20 protein-coding genes are annotated in these 16,899 nt (G+C 61.3%); 12 read left to right on the plus strand and 8 right to left on the minus strand.

Annotated elements, in window-relative coordinates; genetic code table 11:
* Positions 1-85 precede the first annotated feature (85 nt).
* The 4 genes from AC1Q6I_RS13330 to AC1Q6I_RS13345 all read left to right on the plus strand — a co-directional run bounded on the left by AC1Q6I_RS13330 (position 86) and on the right by AC1Q6I_RS13345 (position 4,373).
* Entirely contained in the window at positions 86-1,051 is a 966-nt protein-coding gene (locus AC1Q6I_RS13330; protein ID WP_102623678.1) for a 2-dehydro-3-deoxygalactonokinase, read from the plus strand.
* A 1-nt stretch (position 1,052) separates the two neighbouring features.
* On the plus strand, positions 1,053-1,673 hold the full coding sequence (locus AC1Q6I_RS13335; RefSeq protein ID WP_024072583.1) for a 2-dehydro-3-deoxy-6-phosphogalactonate aldolase: 621 nt from the start codon (positions 1,053-1,055) through the stop codon (positions 1,671-1,673).
* 60 nt (positions 1,674-1,733) lie between these two features.
* Positions 1,734-2,882, plus strand: a complete 1,149-nt coding sequence (dgoD, locus tag AC1Q6I_RS13340; RefSeq protein WP_010565827.1) for a galactonate dehydratase — start codon at positions 1,734-1,736, stop codon at positions 2,880-2,882.
* Positions 2,883-3,068: 186 nt separating this feature from the next.
* Complete coding sequence (locus AC1Q6I_RS13345) at positions 3,069-4,373, plus strand: MFS transporter (RefSeq protein ID WP_024072584.1); 1,305 nt, start codon at positions 3,069-3,071, stop codon at positions 4,371-4,373.
* Between the two features lie 131 nt (positions 4,374-4,504).
* Here AC1Q6I_RS13345 and AC1Q6I_RS13350 read toward each other — a convergent pair whose 3' ends face one another.
* From AC1Q6I_RS13350 to trpB, 3 genes are all read right to left on the minus strand, one after another.
* The gene (locus AC1Q6I_RS13350) at positions 4,505-4,945 is read right to left on the minus strand and encodes an anti-virulence regulator CigR family protein (protein ID WP_024072585.1); all 441 of its coding nucleotides are present in this window, start codon (positions 4,943-4,945) and stop codon (positions 4,505-4,507) included.
* A gap of 136 nt (positions 4,946-5,081) precedes the next feature.
* A complete protein-coding gene (gene trpA / locus AC1Q6I_RS13355; RefSeq protein WP_024072586.1) occupies positions 5,082-5,891 on the minus strand; it encodes a tryptophan synthase subunit alpha in 810 nt (269 codons plus the stop codon).
* On the minus strand, positions 5,892-7,118 hold the full coding sequence (trpB, locus tag AC1Q6I_RS13360) for a tryptophan synthase subunit beta (protein ID WP_024072587.1): 1,227 nt from the start codon (positions 7,116-7,118) through the stop codon (positions 5,892-5,894).
* A gap of 110 nt (positions 7,119-7,228) precedes the next feature.
* Here trpB and AC1Q6I_RS13365 point away from each other — a divergent pair, with 110 nt between their 5' ends.
* Entirely contained in the window at positions 7,229-8,125 is an 897-nt protein-coding gene (locus AC1Q6I_RS13365; RefSeq protein ID WP_069074934.1) for a LysR family transcriptional regulator, read from the plus strand.
* A gap of 8 nt (positions 8,126-8,133) precedes the next feature.
* On the opposite strand, the gene AC1Q6I_RS13370 is transcribed toward AC1Q6I_RS13365, so the two are convergent.
* Positions 8,134-8,460, minus strand: coding sequence for an ElaB/YgaM/YqjD family protein (locus tag AC1Q6I_RS13370; protein ID WP_003170746.1), 327 nt, complete (start codon positions 8,458-8,460; stop codon positions 8,134-8,136).
* Positions 8,461-8,616: 156 nt separating this feature from the next.
* Between AC1Q6I_RS13370 and AC1Q6I_RS13375 the strand changes: the two genes are divergently transcribed.
* Together AC1Q6I_RS13375 and AC1Q6I_RS13380 are read left to right on the plus strand one after the other, a co-directional pair.
* Positions 8,617-8,832, plus strand: a complete 216-nt coding sequence (locus tag AC1Q6I_RS13375; protein WP_003214895.1) for a dodecin — start codon at positions 8,617-8,619, stop codon at positions 8,830-8,832.
* Positions 8,833-8,947: 115 nt separating this feature from the next.
* Complete coding sequence (locus AC1Q6I_RS13380; protein ID WP_024072589.1) at positions 8,948-9,169, plus strand: DUF1161 domain-containing protein; 222 nt, start codon at positions 8,948-8,950, stop codon at positions 9,167-9,169.
* A 59-nt stretch (positions 9,170-9,228) separates the two neighbouring features.
* On the opposite strand, the gene AC1Q6I_RS13385 is transcribed toward AC1Q6I_RS13380, so the two are convergent.
* Positions 9,229-10,230, minus strand: a complete 1,002-nt coding sequence (locus AC1Q6I_RS13385; protein WP_024072590.1) for an LLM class flavin-dependent oxidoreductase — start codon at positions 10,228-10,230, stop codon at positions 9,229-9,231.
* 218 nt (positions 10,231-10,448) lie between these two features.
* On the opposite strand from AC1Q6I_RS13385, the gene AC1Q6I_RS13390 reads away from it, so the two are divergent.
* Both AC1Q6I_RS13390 and AC1Q6I_RS13395 read left to right on the plus strand, forming a co-directional pair.
* Entirely contained in the window at positions 10,449-10,880 is a 432-nt protein-coding gene (locus AC1Q6I_RS13390) for an OsmC family protein (protein WP_102623679.1), read from the plus strand.
* A gap of 145 nt (positions 10,881-11,025) precedes the next feature.
* Positions 11,026-11,265 carry a DUF1161 domain-containing protein gene (locus AC1Q6I_RS13395; protein WP_024072592.1) on the plus strand — a complete coding sequence of 80 codons (240 nt, stop codon included), beginning with the start codon at positions 11,026-11,028 and terminating at the stop codon, positions 11,263-11,265.
* On the opposite strand, the gene AC1Q6I_RS13400 is transcribed toward AC1Q6I_RS13395, so the two are convergent.
* Positions 11,266-11,688 carry a PA0061/PA0062 family lipoprotein gene (locus AC1Q6I_RS13400; protein ID WP_024072593.1) on the minus strand — a complete coding sequence of 141 codons (423 nt, stop codon included), beginning with the start codon at positions 11,686-11,688 and terminating at the stop codon, positions 11,266-11,268. It lies immediately after the preceding gene.
* A 142-nt stretch (positions 11,689-11,830) separates the two neighbouring features.
* Between AC1Q6I_RS13400 and AC1Q6I_RS13405 the strand changes: the two genes are divergently transcribed.
* Positions 11,831-12,868: an aminopeptidase gene (locus tag AC1Q6I_RS13405; RefSeq protein WP_102623680.1), complete on the plus strand. Its 1,038-nt coding sequence runs from the start codon at positions 11,831-11,833 to the stop codon at positions 12,866-12,868.
* A 309-nt stretch (positions 12,869-13,177) separates the two neighbouring features.
* Here the strand turns inward: AC1Q6I_RS13405 and AC1Q6I_RS13410 are convergent, their stop codons facing one another.
* Both AC1Q6I_RS13410 and AC1Q6I_RS13415 read right to left on the minus strand, forming a co-directional pair.
* Positions 13,178-13,837 carry an HAD family hydrolase gene (locus AC1Q6I_RS13410; protein WP_102623681.1) on the minus strand — a complete coding sequence of 220 codons (660 nt, stop codon included), beginning with the start codon at positions 13,835-13,837 and terminating at the stop codon, positions 13,178-13,180.
* On the minus strand, positions 13,834-14,376 hold the full coding sequence (locus AC1Q6I_RS13415; RefSeq protein WP_102623682.1) for a gamma carbonic anhydrase family protein: 543 nt from the start codon (positions 14,374-14,376) through the stop codon (positions 13,834-13,836). The genes AC1Q6I_RS13410 and AC1Q6I_RS13415 overlap by 4 nt, the downstream gene beginning before the upstream one ends.
* 101 nt (positions 14,377-14,477) lie before the next feature.
* On the opposite strand from AC1Q6I_RS13415, the gene prlC reads away from it, so the two are divergent.
* Positions 14,478-16,529 (plus strand): oligopeptidase A, encoded by a 2,052-nt coding sequence (gene prlC, locus AC1Q6I_RS13420; protein WP_102623683.1) that lies wholly within the window; start codon positions 14,478-14,480, stop codon positions 16,527-16,529.
* Positions 16,526-16,798, plus strand: coding sequence for a YheV family putative zinc ribbon protein (locus tag AC1Q6I_RS13425; protein ID WP_024072598.1), 273 nt, complete (start codon positions 16,526-16,528; stop codon positions 16,796-16,798). The genes prlC and AC1Q6I_RS13425 overlap by 4 nt, the downstream gene beginning before the upstream one ends.
* The last annotated feature ends 101 nt before the right edge of the window (positions 16,799-16,899 follow it).

Genomic DNA, 16,899 nt, shown 5'->3' on the forward strand with positions numbered 1-16,899 from the left:
ATATTTATATATTGAGATATTCGCCAGCATAGGTTTATATTCGCCCATCTGCTTTTTTCAGCACCCACTCATTTCAGGTGAAGCGATGCAGGCGCAATTGATCGCGCTCGACTGGGGGACCAGCTCCCTTCGTGCTTATAAACTTGGCCCGGCTGGCGTCGTGCTCGAACAGCGCTCGCTGGCGTTCGGGATCATGCACTTGCCCGTTGAGCCACGGGACATCGCTGGCACACGCTGCAGCAATGGCTTCGAGTTGGCGTTCGATGCCGCCTGCGGTGATTGGCTCGATGCTCAACCGACCCTTGCGGTCATTGCCTGTGGCATGGTCGGCAGCGCCCAGGGCTGGAGCGAGGCGGCCTATCGCAATACCCCTGTCGATGTCGCCAGCCTGGGCCAGGCATTGCACCGCGTACGCAGCCTGCGCGGTGTCGATGTGTATATCGTGCCCGGCGTTATCGAACAGGTCGGCTTGCCCAATGTGATGCGCGGCGAAGAAACCCAGGTGCTGGGCGTGCTGCAACACCTGCGGGCCGGTGGTGAGTTATTGATCGGCCTGCCCGGCAGCCATTCCAAATGGGTCGAGGTCGCCGACGGCTGCATCACCCACTTCGACACCTTCATGACCGGCGAGCTGTTCGCGGTGCTGAGCAAGCACAGCATTCTCGGCCGCACCCAGAAGACCCCCGAGCATTTCCAGGCCGACGCCTTCGACCGAGGCGTGCAGGTTGCGCGCTCGTCGGACGGTCAGCGCGGGGTGCTGTCGACCTTGTTCAGTGCACGCACCCTGGGGCTGACCGCCGAACTCGGCGCCGAGCAGCAACCCGATTACCTCTCCGGCCTGCTGATCGGTCATGAACTCGCTGGCTTGCCGGCTGGCGCCAAACACACGCCGATCATCCTGGTCGGTGCCGCGCCACTCTGTGCCCGCTATCAACGCGCCCTCGCGCTCTGCGACTTCGCCCACGTCAGCCTGGCGCAGGAAGCCACCGAGCGCGGCCTATGGCAACTGGCGCTGGCGGCCGGGCTCATTCAACCTGCCCTGGAGGCCTGACATGCTCAAGCAAGCACTTGCACACAACGGTTTGATCGCCATCCTGCGCGGCCTGCGCCCAGACGAAGCCGAGGCGGTCGGCCAGGTGCTGTACGAGGCCGGGTTCCGGGTAATCGAAGTTCCGCTCAACTCACCCGACCCTTACACCAGCATCCGCACCCTGCGCGACAGCCTGCCCGACGATTGCCTGATCGGCGCCGGCACGGTGTTGACGCCCGAGCAGGTCGAGCAGGTCAAGGCCGCCGGCGGCCAGGTGATCGTGATGCCGCACAGCGATGCCAAGGTGCTGCGCGCCGCGAAAGCCGCGGGCCTGTACCTGTCGCCCGGCGTTGCCACCCCGACCGAGGCGTTCGCCGCGCTGGCCGAAGGTGCGGATGTGTTGAAGCTGTTCCCGGCCGAGCAAATGGGGCCGGCGGTGATCAAGGCGTGGCTGGCGGTCTTGCCGGCGGGCACGCTGTTGCTGCCGGTAGGTGGCGTGACCCCGGACAACATGCAGGTGTATTTCGACGCAGGCGCCAGGGGCTTTGGCCTCGGCTCGGGGTTGTTCAAGCCGGGCATGTCCGTGGACCAGGTGGCGAGCAGTGCCCAAGCCTATGTCGCAGCCTGGAACGCGCTGAATTGATGCCCTGAACTGATCGCAAGCTTTGCGCCTTGGCGCTGCATCGACAAGAGAGATAAGAAGATGAAAATCACCAAACTGACGACCTTTATCGTTCCACCGCGCTGGTGCTTCCTCAAGATTGAAACCGACCAAGGCGTGACCGGCTGGGGCGAACCTGTGGTCGAAGGCCGCGCCCACACCGTGGCGGCGGCGGTCGAGGAACTGTCCGATTACCTGATCGGCAAGGACCCACGCAATATCGAAGACATCTGGACCGTGCTCTACCGCGGCGGCTTCTATCGCGGCGGCGCCGTGCACATGAGCGCCTTGGCCGGCATCGATCAGGCGCTGTGGGACATCAAGGGCAAAGCCCTGGGAGTGTCGGTCAGCGACCTGCTGGGCGGTCAGGTGCGCGACAAGATCCGCGTGTATTCATGGATCGGCGGCGATCGCCCCGCCGACACCGCCCGCGCCGCCAAAGAAGCCGTGGCCCGTGGCTTCACTGCGGTGAAAATGAACGGCACTGAAGAATTGCAGTTCGTCGACAGCTTTGAAAAGGTCGACCTGGCCCTGGCCAACGTCGCCGCCGTGCGCGATGCCGTCGGCCCTAACGTGGGCATTGGCGTCGACTTCCATGGCCGCGTGCACAAGCCCATGGCCAAGGTGCTGATGAAGGAACTGGATCCGTACAAACTGATGTTTATCGAAGAGCCGGTGCTCAGCGAAAACTATGAAGCGCTGAAAGAACTCGCACCGCTGACCAGCACGCCGATTGCCCTGGGCGAGCGCCTGTTCTCGCGTTGGGACTTCAAGCGTGTGCTCAGCGAAGGCTATGTCGACATCATCCAGCCGGACGCTTCCCATGCCGGCGGTATTACCGAAACCCGCAAGATCGCCAACATGGCCGAAGCCTACGACGTGGCCCTGGCCCTGCACTGCCCGTTGGGCCCGATAGCCCTCGCGGCGTGCCTGCAACTGGACGCGGTTTGCTACAACGCGTTTATCCAAGAGCAGAGCCTGGGCATTCACTACAACGAGAGCAACGACCTGCTCGACTACGTGCGCGATCCGGGCGTGTTCGACTATGACCAGGGCTTCGTGAAGATCCCCAACGGGCCGGGCCTGGGCATCGAGATCAACGAGGAATACGTGATCGAGCGCGCGGCCATCGGCCACCGCTGGCGCAACCCGATCTGGCGTCATGCCGATGGCAGCTTTGCCGAGTGGTAACAGCCTCTGACTGAATCAATGCGATCAAAAAATGTGGGAGGGGGCTTGCCCCCGATTGCAGTCTGCCTGCTATGGATGTGCTAGCTGACACACCGCTATCGGGGGCAAGCCCCCTCCCACATGTTGATCCGATTTCTTCAGTCAGCTCAGTTTCAGTCCTCAATAAACATAAGAAGAGGCAACCCCATGCACCCTGAATCCTTCACCGGGCAGGCTTCTTTAGTCACGCCTACCAGAAAGCGTTTTTTCATCATGGTGCTGCTGTTTATCACCGTGGTGATCAACTACCTCGACCGCAGCAACCTGTCGATTGCCGCCCCGGCGTTGACCAGCGAGCTGGGCATCGACCCGGTGCATGTCGGGTTGATTTTCTCCGCGTTCGGCTGGACTTACGCCGCCATGCAGATCCCCGGCGGCTGGTTGGTCGACCGCGTGCCGCCGCGCATTCTCTACACGGCGGCCCTGCTGCTGTGGTCGATTGCCACCGTGATGCTGGGCTTCGCCGCCAGCTTTATCGCGCTGTTCGTCCTGCGCATGGCGGTGGGTGCCCTGGAAGCCCCGGCGTATCCCATCAACAGCCGCGTGGTCACTACCTGGTTTCCTGAGCGTGAGCGGGCCACTGCGATTGGCGTCTATACCTCCGGGCAATTTGTCGGGTTGGCGTTCCTCACGCCGGTATTGGCCTGGCTGCAGCACGCATTCGGCTGGCATATGGTGTTTGTAGCCACCGGTGGCGTGGGCATTCTGTGGGCGCTGGTTTGGTACGCGGTGTATCGCGAGCCTAAGGATTTTAAAGGCGCCAACGTGGCCGAGATCGAGCTGATCCGTGAAGGCGGCGGTTTGGTGGATATGCAGGCGAAAGCGGTCAAGGCACCGTTCAGTTGGGTCGACCTGGGGATTGTGCTGAGCAAGCGCAAACTCTGGGGCATCTACCTCGGCCAGTTCTGCCTGAACTCCACGTTGTGGTTCTTCCTGACCTGGTTCCCGACCTACCTGGTGAAATATCGCGGCATGGACTTCATCAAGTCCGGCCTGCTCGCGTCGTTGCCATTCCTGGCGGCGTTCGTGGGTGTGCTGTGTTCCGGGATTTTCTCCGACTGGCTGATTCGCCGGGGGGCGTCGGTAGGGTTTGCACGCAAATTGCCGATCATTGGCGGGCTGCTGATTTCCACGGCGATCATTGGCGCCAACTATGTGGATTCGACGGCGTGGGTGATTGCGTTCCTGGCGGTGGCGTTCTTTGGCAATGGCTTGGCGTCGATTACCTGGTCGCTGGTGTCGACCCTGGCACCTGCGCGCTTGTTGGGGCTGACCGGTGGGGTATTTAACTTCATCGGCAACCTGGCGGCGATTGCCACACCGATCGTGATTGGCTTCCTGGCCAGCGGGGATTCGTTTGCACCGGCGATTACCTACATCGCGGTGCTGGCGTTGCTTGGGGCACTTTCCTACATATTGCTCGTAGGCAAAGTCGAACGCATCGAGCTTTAACACAACCGTTTAACTGTAGGAGCGAGCTTGCTCGCGAAGATCGTCAACGATAACGCGGGCATTCTGGATGAGCGCGTCGTCAGGACGTTTTTCGCGAGCAAGCTCGCTCCTACAGTGGGCTGTGGAAAGGCTTAGTTGAGCACACCGTCCAGAATCTCGTAGACGATGCCTGTCCCTACGGCAATCAACACCACATCCGGCCCCGAGCGGCGCCATTCATAACCTGGGTAGACCGGCAGGCGTGCCAGGGCGCGGTTGTCCAGGCGTTCGCCGTAGTACCCACGGGGCAGCGGCTGACCGCGTACCAGGCGCACGTTGGGCGGCGGCGGCGCGCCCCGGGAGAACTGGCCGTGGTTGTCATGGATGATCTGGCGCACGGGGCCGAAGTCCCGGGGCGGGCCGCCACGTCGATCATCCGGTGGGCCCCGATGGTCATCGCCACGCTGCTCGTGCTGGCCTTGCGGGCCGCCACGGTCGTCATCGCGCTGGTCGGGCGGTGCGGCGTGCACCAGGGCGCTGGCGCCAAGCACCAGCACACCAAGACCGGCAATCACGGATTTAGGCATTTTCATCGGGTATTCCTCAGGGCACACATACAAAAAAAGGGATCTCGAACGAGGTTCGAAATCCCTTGGTCTTGCTGTTTAGGCCGTGATTGCGCGCGTTGATTCCTCTGTATCAGGAACTTTACCTCTGGCTACATGGCGTTTACTTACGGGCGTTACGGACACCTTCCGACAGCGCCGCGCACAGGCTCAATACCCCATCGATCGCTTGTTGATCGTTGCTGGCGTTGGCGATGTGATCGATCAGCGCTGAGCCCACCACTACACCATCGGCCAGGCGCGCGATGGCCGCGGCTTGTTCCGGCGTACGGATACCAAAACCGATGCTGATCGGCAGGTCGGTATGCCGACGCAGGCGGGTCACGGCTTCTTCAACGTGTTCCAGGGTGGCGGCACCAGCCCCCGTCACACCGGCCACGGACACGTAGTACACAAAGCCGGAGCTGCCGTTGAGAACGGTGGGCAGGCGCACGTCGTCGGTGGTCGGCGTGGTCAGGCGGATAAAGTCGATGCCTGCTGCCTGAGCCGGGTCGCACAGCTCACCGTTATGCTCAGGCGGCATGTCGACCACGATCAGGCCGTCCACACCGGCTTCCTTGGCGTCGGCAATAAACTTCGGCACCCCATATTTGTGGATCGGGTTGAAGTAACCCATCAGCACCAGCGGAGTGTCGTGGTTGTCTTTACGGAACTCACGCACCATCTGCAGGGTTTTCACCAGATTCTGCTTGGCCTCAAGCGCACGGATGTTGGCCAGTTGGATGGCGGGGCCGTCGGCCATCGGGTCGGTGAACGGCATGCCCAGTTCGATGACATCGGCACCGGCAGCCGGCAAACCCTTGAGAATCGCCAGGGAGGTGTCATAACCCGGGTCGCCAGCGGTGACGAAGGTCACCAAGGCGGCGCGGTTTTGTTCCTTGAGTTGCGCAAAGCGAGTGTGCAGGCGGCTCATTTAGTGTTTCTCCTGCTGGGACTGTTCCATGTGGTGCATCACGGTCTGCATGTCTTTGTCGCCACGGCCGGACAGGTTGACCACCATCAGGTGATCCTTGGGCAGGGTTGGCGCACGCTTGAACACTTCGGCCAGGGCGTGGGCGCTTTCCAGGGCGGGGATGATCCCTTCCAGGCGGCAGCATTTGTGGAAGGCGTCGAGCGCTTCGTGGTCGGTCACCGAGGTGTACTGGACGCGGCCGATGTCGTGCAACCAGGCGTGTTCAGGGCCGATGCCGGGGTAGTCGAGGCCGGCGGAAATCGAGTGGGCGTCGATGATCTGGCCGTCGTCGTCCTGCAACAGGAACGTGCGGTTGCCGTGCAGCACGCCCGGTACGCCACCGTTGAGGCTGGCGGCATGCATGCCGGTTTCGATGCCGTGGCCGGCCGCTTCGACGCCGATGATTTCGACGCTGGTGTCATCCAGGAAGGGGTGGAACAGGCCCATCGCGTTGGAGCCGCCACCGATGCATGCCACCAGGCTGTCGGGCAGGCGGCCTTCCTGGGCTTGCAGCTGGGTGCGGGTTTCCTTGCCGATCACGGCCTGGAAATCACGCACCATCGCCGGGTAGGGGTGCGGGCCGGCCACGGTGCCGATCAGGTAGAAGGTGTCGTCGACGTTGGTGACCCAGTCGCGCAGGGCTTCGTTCATCGCGTCTTTCAGGGTGCCGGTGCCGGCGACCACCGGGATCACCTCAGCGCCCAGCAGTTTCATGCGGAACACGTTGGCCTGCTGGCGCTCGATGTCGGTGGTGCCCATGTAGATCACGCATTGCAGGCCGAAGCGCGCGGCCACGGTGGCGGTGGCCACGCCGTGCATGCCGGCGCCGGTCTCGGCGATGATGCGTTTCTTGCCCATGCGCCGCGCCAGCAGGATCTGGCCAATGCAGTTGTTGATCTTGTGCGCGCCGGTGTGGTTCAGCTCTTCGCGCTTGAGGTAGATCTTGGCGCCGCCGCAGAACTCAGTCAGGCGCTCGGCGAAATACAGCGGGCTTGGACGGCCCACGTAGTCGCGCTGGAAGTAGGCCAATTCCTCATTGAACGCCGGATCAATCTTGGCCGCTTCGTATTCGCGGGCCAGGTCGAGGATCAACGGCATCAGGGTTTCGGCCACGTAGCGGCCGCCGAATGCGCCGAACAGGCCATTGGCGTCGGGGCCGTTGCGCAGATCGGTCTGGGACTGAGTCATGGGGCGCTCCTGGAAAGAAGGTGTGTAAGAAACAATGACGGCCACTCTACCCCTGACGCCTGACGCTGAAAACCGATAAGATCGACGCAACCTGTCAGGAAAACTCACAGATGAGCCGAGACCTTCCCCCCCTCAATGCCTTGCGCGCATTCGAAGCCACCGCCCGCCTCAACAGCGTCAGCCAGGCAGCAGAGCAGTTGCATGTGACCCACGGTGCGGTCAGCCGTCAGCTGAAAGTGCTGGAGGAACATTTGGGTGTCAGCCTGTTCGTCAAGGATGGACGCGGACTCAAACTCACAGATGCCGGTGTTCGCCTGCGGGATGCGAGTGCCGAGGCGTTCGAGCGGTTGCGGGATGTGTGCGCCGAACTCACGCAAAGCAGCGCCGATGCCCCGTTCGTGCTCGGCTGTTCCGGCAGTTTGCTGGCGCGCTGGTTCATTCCTCGCTTGGGCCGTTTGAATGCCGACCTGCCCGACTTGCGCCTGCATTTGTCGGCCGGCGAAGGCGATCTCGACCCGCGGCGGCCCGGGCTGGACGCCCTATTGGTATTTGCCGAGCCACCGTGGCCGGCGGATATGCAGGTGTATGAGCTGGCCAGCGAGCGCATCGGCCCGGTAATGAGCCCGCGTTTCGCCGGTTACGAGCGCTTGCGCCAAGCGCCCGCCTCGGCGCTGTGCGGTGAAGCACTGTTGCACACCACCTCGCGCCCGCAAGCCTGGCCGAGTTGGGCGCAGCAGCACGGCATCGAGCCAGGAGCATTGAAGCTCGGGCAAGGGTTTGAGCATTTGTATTACTTGCTGGAGGCGGCAGTGGCTGGGCTGGGGGTGGCGATTGCGCCGCAACCACTGGTGGCAGAGGACCTGCGAGCGGGTCGCCTGGTAGCGCCGTGGGGGTTCAGTGAAACCCCGGCGCACCTGGCATTGTGGCTGCCCAAGCGCGCCGCAGACGGGCGCGCTCGGCAGCTGGCACAGTGGCTCAAGGCTGAGCTGTTGCGCCAACCGGGCTAGCCGGCGTATCAGTCACCGCGCTTGCACAGCAGGTAAGCCGCCAGCAGGCCCAGTGCGCCAACGGCAACGCCAGCGGTGGTCCATGGGTGCTCTTGTGCGTAGTCGCGGGTGGCGACACCGGTTTCGCGGATTTTGACTTTGCTTTCTTCGTAGGCGTCGCTGATCAGGTGGCGCGAGTGCTTAAGGGCATTCTCGGCGTTGCTTTTCAGGGCCTTCAGGGTTTTGCGCGACTCATCGGACGCATCATCCTTGAGGCTCTCAAGGGACTTGAGCAGGCTCGAAATCTCGGCTTCCATGCTTTCCAGCGACGCTTTGCGTAAAGAAGTGTTGGCCATGTGGACTCTCCTGAAGTGATTGAGTGGCGTGTGTAGATACCGACTGCGCCGGTTTCAGAAAGTGCAGTAAATCTGAACTTTCAGGCCGTAATGGTCGCCAGAAGCAGTATGAACATTGACTGCTAGGCTTTATTGACCATTCTCAGGAGAAACCCCATGTCTGATCACCACACCTACAAGAAAGTCGAATTGGTCGGCTCGTCGACCACCAGCATTGAAGATGCGATCAACAACGCCCTGGCCGAAGCCAGCAAGAGCATCAAGCACCTGGAGTGGTTCGAGGTGACGGAAACCCGTGGCCATATCAAGGACGGCAAGGCCGCGCACTTCCAGGTGACGCTGAAGGTGGGGTTCCGAATTGCCAGTAGTTGATCGAGTCGGTTGAACTTGCCGGCTGGCCGATTGCCATAACCTGCGCTACAAACAATGGGGGCCGATGCGACAAGCATCGGCATGCTCTTTTCGATCAGCGCAAGGAAAGTAACGGATGAAGAAGTTCCTGTTGGCGGTAGGTTTGTTGAGCATGGCGGGCACAGCCCTGGCGGCGGGCAAGCCTTGTGAAGAGCTGAAAAGCGAGATTGCAGCAAAGTTGGATGCGAAAGGCGTTCAGCATTATTCGCTGGAAGTGGTGGATAAAGGCGCCTCGTCCGAAAAAGTGGTCGGCACCTGCGAAGGTGGCACCAAGGAAATCGTCTACAAGCGCGGTTAATCCCGTGCTCCGGACATAAAAAACCGACGCAGGTGCGTCGGTTTTTTTTCGCCTGGGGTTTAGCCCTTCATCAACTGCGCCAGCAGTTCGTAGGAATGAATCCGGTCGGCGTGCTCGTACAGGTCGCAGGTGAAGATCAATTCGTCGGCGCCGGTCTGTTCGATCAACACCTCCAGTTTGGCGCGGATCTTCGCCGGGCTGCCCACCATCGCCAGGCCGAGGAAGCTGCCGACCGCGTCTTTTTCATGGGGCAGCCACAGGCCATCCATGGTTTTCACCGGTGGGCGCTGCACCAGGCTCTGCCCGCGCATCAGCGCCAGGATGCGCTGGTACACCGAAGTGGCCAGGTAATCGGCTTGCTCATCCGTATCCGCGGCCACCAGCGGAATGCCGAGCATCACGTAGGGCTTGTCGAGCACGGCGGAAGGCTTGAAGTGGTTGCGGTACACGCGAATCGCCTCATGCATCAGGCGTGGTGCGAAATGGGAGGCGAAGGCGTAGGGCAAACCGCGCTCCCCCGCCAGTTGCGCGCTGAACAGGCTGGAACCCAGCAGCCAGACCGGCACGTTGGTACCGGTGCCCGGTACGGCGATCACCCGTTGGTCGGGGGTGCGTGGGCCCAGGTAGGCCATCAGTTCGGCCACATCTTCCGGGAAGTCGTCGGCGCTGCCGGAGCGCTCACGGCGCAGGGCGCGGGCGGTCATTTGGTCGGAGCCGGGAGCGCGGCCCAGGCCCAGGTCGATACGACCGGGGTAGAGGCTTTCCAGGGTGCCGAACTGCTCGGCGATCACCAGCGGCGCGTGGTTGGGCAGCATCACGCCACCGGAGCCGACGCGGATGGTCGAGGTGCCACCGGCCAGGTAGCCCAGCAGTACCGAGGTCGCCGAACTGGCGATACCGTCCATATTGTGGTGTTCCGCCACCCAGAAACGGTGGTAGCCGAATTTTTCCACGTGCTGGGCCAGGTCCAGGGAGTTGCGCAGTGACTGCGCCGGACTGCCGTTGGCCCGTACGGGCACCAGGTCGAGGGTTGAGAACTTCACGTCGGACAGCGATTTCATAAGCCTGCTTCTCCAAATGGGGGGCGCAGGCTTTTTAGACGAACCAAAACCTGCCGCTTCATGTGCATGTTCTATGCAATGAGGGCATATACCCGAGATTCAATAGCGAGGGTGAAATTTCCTACTAAATTGCTAGGTTTCTCCGACAAGATGAACTTTGCAGGGGCGACTATCCTCAGAACCCTTACTGACGCAAAACCACGTTCGAGGAGACAGCTATGAGTATCGTTAAAAAAGCATCCGCGCATTGGGAAGGTGATCTGAAGACTGGCTTGGGTTCCATTTCTACGGAAACCGGCGTACTGCGCGAAGCGCCCTACGGCTTCAAGGCCCGTTTCGAAGGCGGCAAGGGCACCAACCCTGAAGAACTGATTGGTGCGGCCCACGCCGGCTGTTTCTCCATGGCCTTTTCCATGATCCTGGGCGACGCCGGGCTCAAGGCTGACAGCATCGACACCCAGGCCGAAGTGACCCTGGACCAGGTCGAGGGCGGCTTTGCGATCACCGCCGTGCACCTGGTGCTCAAGGCCAAGATCCCCGGCGCCGGCCAGGCGCAGTTCGATGAATTGAGCAAAAAGGCCAAGGAAGGGTGCCCGGTGTCCAAGGTGCTGAATGCGAAAATCAGCCTGGATGCCACGCTGGTCAACTGACACCGTCTTAAAAATGTGAGAGGGGCAAGCCCCCTCCCACATTCAGTTGTGCGTTAAATCAGAACTCGTGTTTCCCCGATGTGGTCCTATAGCCTATGCAGCCTTAGGCGCACACCCGTGCGCATGCATTCAGGGAGCTTCACACATGAAACGTTTTGCCTTGGCGATCATCTGCGCTGTGCTGGCCACATCGGCCGTGGCCGCTCCAAAAGATTGTGAAGAGCTCAGGAAAGAGATCGAAGTGAATATCCAGGCCAAGGCGATTCCGTCCTACACCCTGGAAATCATCACCGCCGAAGAAGCCAAGAATCATGACAGCGCGATGATTGTCGGTACGTGCGAAAACGGCACCAAGCGCATCCTCTATCAGAAAAATAACGACTGATCACAGGCAGTTGACGCTGCGTTCTTCAGCCAGCAATTGGCGAGCGGCGTTATACAGCCGGATATTCGGCGTGAAGGCCAATGAGCGCCCTTCCAGGCGATAACGTTGGCCGGCCTCGAAATGGTCATACTGCAGGGTGATGAAACAGGTACGGTCGCTCGTTTGCCCAAAGCCATTGAGGCTGCCGCCGGTCGGCACCTCGAAATCAAAGCGCACCATCAACTCATGACTGCCCGGCGGCACCTGGAAGAAGCGTCCGTCCGGAAGGTTCTTGCCGTCCAGTCGCTGGGCCATCACCAGTTTTGCGCCCGGTGTCGGCGTGGCGAAATCGACCCAGGCCTGTTTGGGGTCGACCGGAGGGATGGGCGTCGAGGCACAGGCGCTGAGAAACAGGGCGGCGACGGTAAGCAATAGCGGACGCATGGCAGGCACTCAACGAAAGAAAAGGTATGAGCCCGCTGCCGATGGCAACAGACTCCCCATGAGTATAAACATGCCCAGGCATGGAAAAATTCCGTGCTGGCGCGATAGGCTGGCGAGCAAATTACCCAGGAGCAGTCGGGGCATGGTCAGGCGTTTTCTTCCGGGGTTGTTGGTGGGGCTGCTCAGCGGTTGCTCCAGTGTCAGTTATTACAGCCAGTTGGCGAGTGGCCAGTGGCAGTTGTTGCAGGCCCGGGAGCCGGTGGCGCAGGTCATTGCTGATCCCTCTCGCCCGCAATTATTGCGTGACCGCCTTGCACAAGCGCAGAAGGCCCGCACCTTCGCCAGCCAGCATCTGCACCTGCCCGACAATCAGAGTTACCGCCTGTACGCCGATATCGGCCGGCCCTATGTCGTGTGGAACGTCTTCGCCACCGAGGAATTTTCCCTCTCCCCCCAGAACCATTGCTTCCCCATTGCAGGCTGCGTGGCCTATCGCGGCTATTACAGCCAGGGCGCGGCACGGGGCGAGGCGGCGTTGCTCAAGCAACAGGGCATGGATGTATCGATCGGAGGGGTCGAGGCCTATTCCACCTTGGGCTGGTTCAATGACCCGATCATGAGTTCAATGATGAATTGGGGGGACGAGCGCCTGGCCACGTTGATCTTTCATGAGCTCGCGCACCAGCGCTTCTATGTGAAGGACGACACCGAATTCAATGAGTCCTTTGCCAACTTCGTCGAGCAGGAAGGCACGCGACAATGGCGCGCCGCCCGTGGCCTGCCGCCTTTGAGCGATGCAGCATTGCAACATCGCGATCAGTTTATCCGCCTGATTCTTGATACCCGCAAACGCCTGGAGGCCTTGTACGCACAGCCGTTGTCGGCTGCGTTGATGAGGCGGGCCAAAGCGGCGGAATTTGAGCGCTTGCGCAGTGACTACCAGCGCATGCGCGACAGCCAGTGGGGCGGCGACAAGCGTTATGACGCCTGGATCAACCAACCCATGAACAACGCGCGGTTGTTGCCGTTCGGGCTGTATGACCAATGGGTGCCGGCGTTTGCCGCGTTGTTTCGGCAGGAAGGCGGGGATTGGCTGAAGTTCTATGCGGCGGTGGAGACGCTGGGCGAGTTGCCGGTGGGGGAGCGCAAGGCTGCGTTGAGGCAGTTGGAAGGGGGTTGATCTGTAAGGCCTCATCGGGGCATAGGTATCTACACAACTTAGGCTCAACGCTGCCCTCCCGGCAGACAGGGCTGTTGTGGCGAGCGGGCTTGCCCCGCGTTGGGCTGCGAAGCAGCCCCACTAAGATCACCGCGCTGTTTCAGATAGACCGCGGACTGAGGTTTTAGGGCTGCTGCGCAGCCCAACGCGGGGCAAGCCCGCTCGCCACAGGGAGAGTTCTCAAGGTCTGAAAGTTGCGTAGATACCCATGCTCATCGGGGGCAAGCCCCCTCCCACATTTGATCGGCGAACTTGCCTCCGATGGCGGTCTCAGGGCCGCTGCAAAAACGCCTGATGCATCTGCGCCAACGTCTCAAAGTGCCAGGTCGGCGCCTCAGCATTCAACTCTTCGAAACTACCAAACCCATAACCGACAGCCGCCGAATCCAGCCCATTGCTGCGTGCGCCGATCAGATCATGCTTGCGATCACCGATCATCAGGGTGGTCGCCGGGTCCAGCCCCTCCTCGCTGATCAGGTGGGCGATCAGCTCGACCTTGTTGGTGCGCGTGCCGTCCAACTCGCTGCCGTAGATCACCTTGAAATGTTTGGCAAAATCGAAATGCCGCGCAATTTCGCGAGCAAACACCCACGGTTTGGACGTGGCCACGTACAGTTGGCGTCCCTGGCCGTTCAATTCTTCCAGCAACGGCATAACCCCGTCGAACACCCGGTTTTCATACAGCCCGGTGACCTTGAAGCGCTCACGGTAGAAATTCACCGCCTCCCACGCCTTCGCCTCGTCGAAACCGTAGAACTGCATGAACGCTTGCAGCAACGGCGGGCCGATAAAGTGTTCCAGTTTGGTCAAGTCAGGCTCATCGATCCCCAGTCTGCCGAGGGCGTACTGGATCGAACGGGTGATGCCTTCGCGTGGGTCGGTCAGGGTGCCGTCGAGGTCGAATAAAACGGTCGGATAGTGCAGGTTCACTGGTCGAACCCCTCTGCCAGGTGCAGGTCTTTGAGCTTTACGTAGTTCGCGGCGCTGTAGGTAAAAAAGGCGCGCTCCTTGTCCGTCAGGGGGCGAATTTGCTTGACCGGGCTGCCGACATACAAAAAACCGCTGTCCAGTTTTTTGCCCGGTGGCACCAGGCTGCCAGCGCCGATGATCACATCGTCCTCCACTACCGCGCCGTCCATCACGATGCTGCCCATGCCGATCAGGATACGGCTGCCCACGTTGCAGCCATGCAGCATGACTTTGTGGGCGATGGTCACGTCGTCGCCGATCAGCAGTGGGAAACCCTCCGGGTTGAACGGCCCCGCGTGCGTGATGTGCAGTACGCAACCATCCTGCACGCTGGTGCGCGCACCGATGCGGATGCGGTGCATGTCGCCACGGATCACGGTCAGCGGCCAAACGGAGCTGTCGGTGCCGATTTCGACATCGCCGATCACCACTGCCGAAACGTCGACAAAAGCCCCGGCGCCCAGGGTTGGCGTGTGGTTCTGATAGGTGCGAAGGGTCACGATAGCCTCTCTCTCTTCTGCTGATAGCTGCGGTGGGCGTTGATTGTAATTAAGATGGCCCCATCTTTGTCTTACCCGTTTCTTCAGCCAAGGTGCCAACCGTGAGCGCGAACAACCCTCTTTTGCAGTCCTACGACCTGCCGCCGTTCTCGGCGATCCGTGCCGAGCACGTGCAGCCGGCCATTGAACAGATCCTCGCGGACAACCGTGTTGCCATCGAAGGCATCCTGCAAAGCCAGGGGAAAAATCCGACGTGGGCCGGCCTGGTCCTGGCCATGGACGAACTCAACGACCGCCTGGGCGCCGCCTGGAGCCCGGTCAGCCACTTGAATGCCGTATGCAACAGCGCCGAACTGCGTGAAGCCTACGAGGCATGCCTGCCGGCATTGAGTGCCTATTCGACCGAGATGGGCCAGAACCGTGAACTGTTCCAGGCTTTTGAAGCACTGGCCAACAGCCCGGAAGCCGCCGGTTTCGACGTGGCGCAAAAAACTATCCTGGAGCACTCCCTGCGCGATTTCCGCCTCTCGGGTATCGATTTGCCGCCCGAGCAGCAAAAACGTTACGCCGAAGTGCAGAGCAAACTCTCCGAACTGGGCAGCAAATTTTCCAACCAACTGCTGGATGCCACCCAGGCCTGGACCAAGCACATCACCGATGAAGCCACGCTCGCCGGCCTGACCGACTCGGCCAAGGCGCAGATGGCCGCCGCTGCCCAGGCCAAAGGCCTCGACGGCTGGTTGATCACCCTGGAGTTCCCCAGCTATTACGCGGTGATGACCTACGCCCAGGACCGCGCCCTGCGTGAAGAAGTCTACGCCGCCTACTGCACCCGGGCGTCGGACCAAGGCCCGAATGCCGGTCAGAACGATAACGGCCCGGTGATGGAACAGATCCTCGACCTGCGCCAGGAACTGGCCAAGCTGCTGGGTTTCGCTTCGTTCTCCGAACTGAGCCTGGCCACCAAGATGGCCGAGTCCAGCGACCAGGTGTTGAGTTTCCTGCGTGACCTGGCCAAACGCAGCAAGCCGTTTGCCGCCCAGGACCTGCAACAGCTCAAGGCCTACGCCGCCGAACAAGGCTGCGCTGACTTGCAAAGCTGGGACAGCGGGTTCTACGGCGAAAAACTGCGTGAGCAACGCTACAGCGTGTCCCAGGAAGCCCTGCGCGCCTACTTCCCGATCGACAAAGTGCTCAGCGGCCTGTTCGCCATCGTGCAGCGCCTGTACGGCATTGAAATCGCCGAACAGAAAGGCTTCGACACCTGGCACCCGGACGTGCGCCTGTTCGAAATCAAGGAGAACGGCCAGCATGTCGGTCGCTTCTTCTTCGACCTGTACGCCCGCGCCAACAAGCGTGGCGGTGCCTGGATGGACGGCGCGCGTGACCGCCGTCGTACCATCGACGGTGTGCTGCAGAGCCCGGTGGCCAACCTGGTGTGCAACTTCACCCCGGCCGACAGCGGCAAGCCGGCCCTGCTGACCCACGATGAAGTGACCACCCTGTTCCACGAATTCGGCCACGGCCTGCATCACCTGCTGACCCGCGTTGAGCACGCCGGCGTTTCCGGCATCAACGGCGTGGCCTGGGATGCGGTGGAGTTACCGAGCCAGTTCATGGAAAACTGGTGCTGGGAGCCGGAAGGCTTGGCGTTGATCTCCGGCCACTATGAAACCGGTGAGCCGCTGCCCCAGGACCTGCTGGAAAAAATGCTGGCGGCAAAGAACTTCCAGTCCGGCCTGATGATGGTGCGACAGTTGGAGTTCTCGTTGTTCGACTTCGAATTGCATGCGACACATGGCGACGGACGCAGTGTGGCGCAGGTGCTCGAAGGGGTGCGCGACGAGGTCTCGGTGATGCGTCCACCCGCCTACAACCGTTTCCCCAACAGCTTTGCGCACATTTTTGCTGGCGGTTATGCCGCGGGTTACTACAGCTACAAGTGGGCTGAGGTGCTGTCGGCCGACGCCTTCTCCAAGTTCGAAGAAGAAGGCGTGCTCAATGCCGAGACCGGCCGCGCATTCCGCGAAGCCATCCTGGCCCGTGGCGGCTCCCAGGAGCCGATGGTGCTGTTCGTCGACTTCCGCGGACGCGCGCCGTCGATTGACGCACTCTTGCGCCACAGCGGCCTGAGTGAGGGCGCGGCAGCATGAGTGACGGGCCTGTGATCACCAAGAAGCAATTTATCGCCGGGGCGGTCTGCCCGGCGTGCAGCGAGCCGGACAAGCTCAAGATGTGGACCGAGGACAGCGTCCCGCACCGCGAATGCGTGGCTTGCGGGTATACCGATACGCTGAATGATCAAGGTTTGTCGGTGCCCAAGGAGTTGGGCACGCGGGTCAATACGTCGGCGTTGAAAGCGCCGGATCCGAAGGTGCAGGCGGTACAGTTTTTTCCTAATCCGAAGCTGAAGAAAGACTGACGCACCCACGCAAGCCCCTGTAGGAACGAGCTTGCTCGCGAAAAAACGCGAGGACGCCGCGGGCATTCAGGATACCCGCGGCGTCGTTGAGGCTCTTCGCG

This window comes from Pseudomonas sp. MPR-R2A5 (assembly GCF_058793055.1).

What these genes read in the sequence shown, in the direction of transcription:
- trpA (WP_024072586.1), bottom strand. Translation starts at nt 5,891, where the DNA reads ATGAGCCGCCTGCACACTCGCTTTGCGCAACTCAAGGAACAAAACCGC.
- AC1Q6I_RS13350 (WP_024072585.1), bottom strand. Translation starts at nt 4,945, where the DNA reads ATGAAAATGCCTAAATCCGTGATTGCCGGTCTTGGTGTGCTGGTGCTT.
- trpB (WP_024072587.1), bottom strand. Translation starts at nt 7,118, where the DNA reads ATGACTCAGTCCCAGACCGATCTGCGCAACGGCCCCGACGCCAATGGC.
- AC1Q6I_RS13405 (WP_102623680.1), top strand. Translation starts at nt 11,831, where the DNA reads ATGGTCAGGCGTTTTCTTCCGGGGTTGTTGGTGGGGCTGCTCAGCGGT.
- AC1Q6I_RS13365 (WP_069074934.1), top strand. Translation starts at nt 7,229, where the DNA reads ATGAGCCGAGACCTTCCCCCCCTCAATGCCTTGCGCGCATTCGAAGCC.
- AC1Q6I_RS13380 (WP_024072589.1), top strand. Translation starts at nt 8,948, where the DNA reads ATGAAGAAGTTCCTGTTGGCGGTAGGTTTGTTGAGCATGGCGGGCACA.
- AC1Q6I_RS13425 (WP_024072598.1), top strand. Translation starts at nt 16,526, where the DNA reads ATGAGTGACGGGCCTGTGATCACCAAGAAGCAATTTATCGCCGGGGCG.
- AC1Q6I_RS13395 (WP_024072592.1), top strand. Translation starts at nt 11,026, where the DNA reads ATGAAACGTTTTGCCTTGGCGATCATCTGCGCTGTGCTGGCCACATCG.
- dgoD (WP_010565827.1), top strand. Translation starts at nt 1,734, where the DNA reads ATGAAAATCACCAAACTGACGACCTTTATCGTTCCACCGCGCTGGTGC.
- AC1Q6I_RS13345 (WP_024072584.1), top strand. Translation starts at nt 3,069, where the DNA reads ATGCACCCTGAATCCTTCACCGGGCAGGCTTCTTTAGTCACGCCTACC.
- AC1Q6I_RS13330 (WP_102623678.1), top strand. Translation starts at nt 86, where the DNA reads ATGCAGGCGCAATTGATCGCGCTCGACTGGGGGACCAGCTCCCTTCGT.
- AC1Q6I_RS13335 (WP_024072583.1), top strand. Translation starts at nt 1,053, where the DNA reads ATGCTCAAGCAAGCACTTGCACACAACGGTTTGATCGCCATCCTGCGC.
- AC1Q6I_RS13370 (WP_003170746.1), bottom strand. Translation starts at nt 8,460, where the DNA reads ATGGCCAACACTTCTTTACGCAAAGCGTCGCTGGAAAGCATGGAAGCC.
- AC1Q6I_RS13375 (WP_003214895.1), top strand. Translation starts at nt 8,617, where the DNA reads ATGTCTGATCACCACACCTACAAGAAAGTCGAATTGGTCGGCTCGTCG.
- AC1Q6I_RS13385 (WP_024072590.1), bottom strand. Translation starts at nt 10,230, where the DNA reads ATGAAATCGCTGTCCGACGTGAAGTTCTCAACCCTCGACCTGGTGCCC.
- AC1Q6I_RS13400 (WP_024072593.1), bottom strand. Translation starts at nt 11,688, where the DNA reads ATGCGTCCGCTATTGCTTACCGTCGCCGCCCTGTTTCTCAGCGCCTGT.
- AC1Q6I_RS13390 (WP_102623679.1), top strand. Translation starts at nt 10,449, where the DNA reads ATGAGTATCGTTAAAAAAGCATCCGCGCATTGGGAAGGTGATCTGAAG.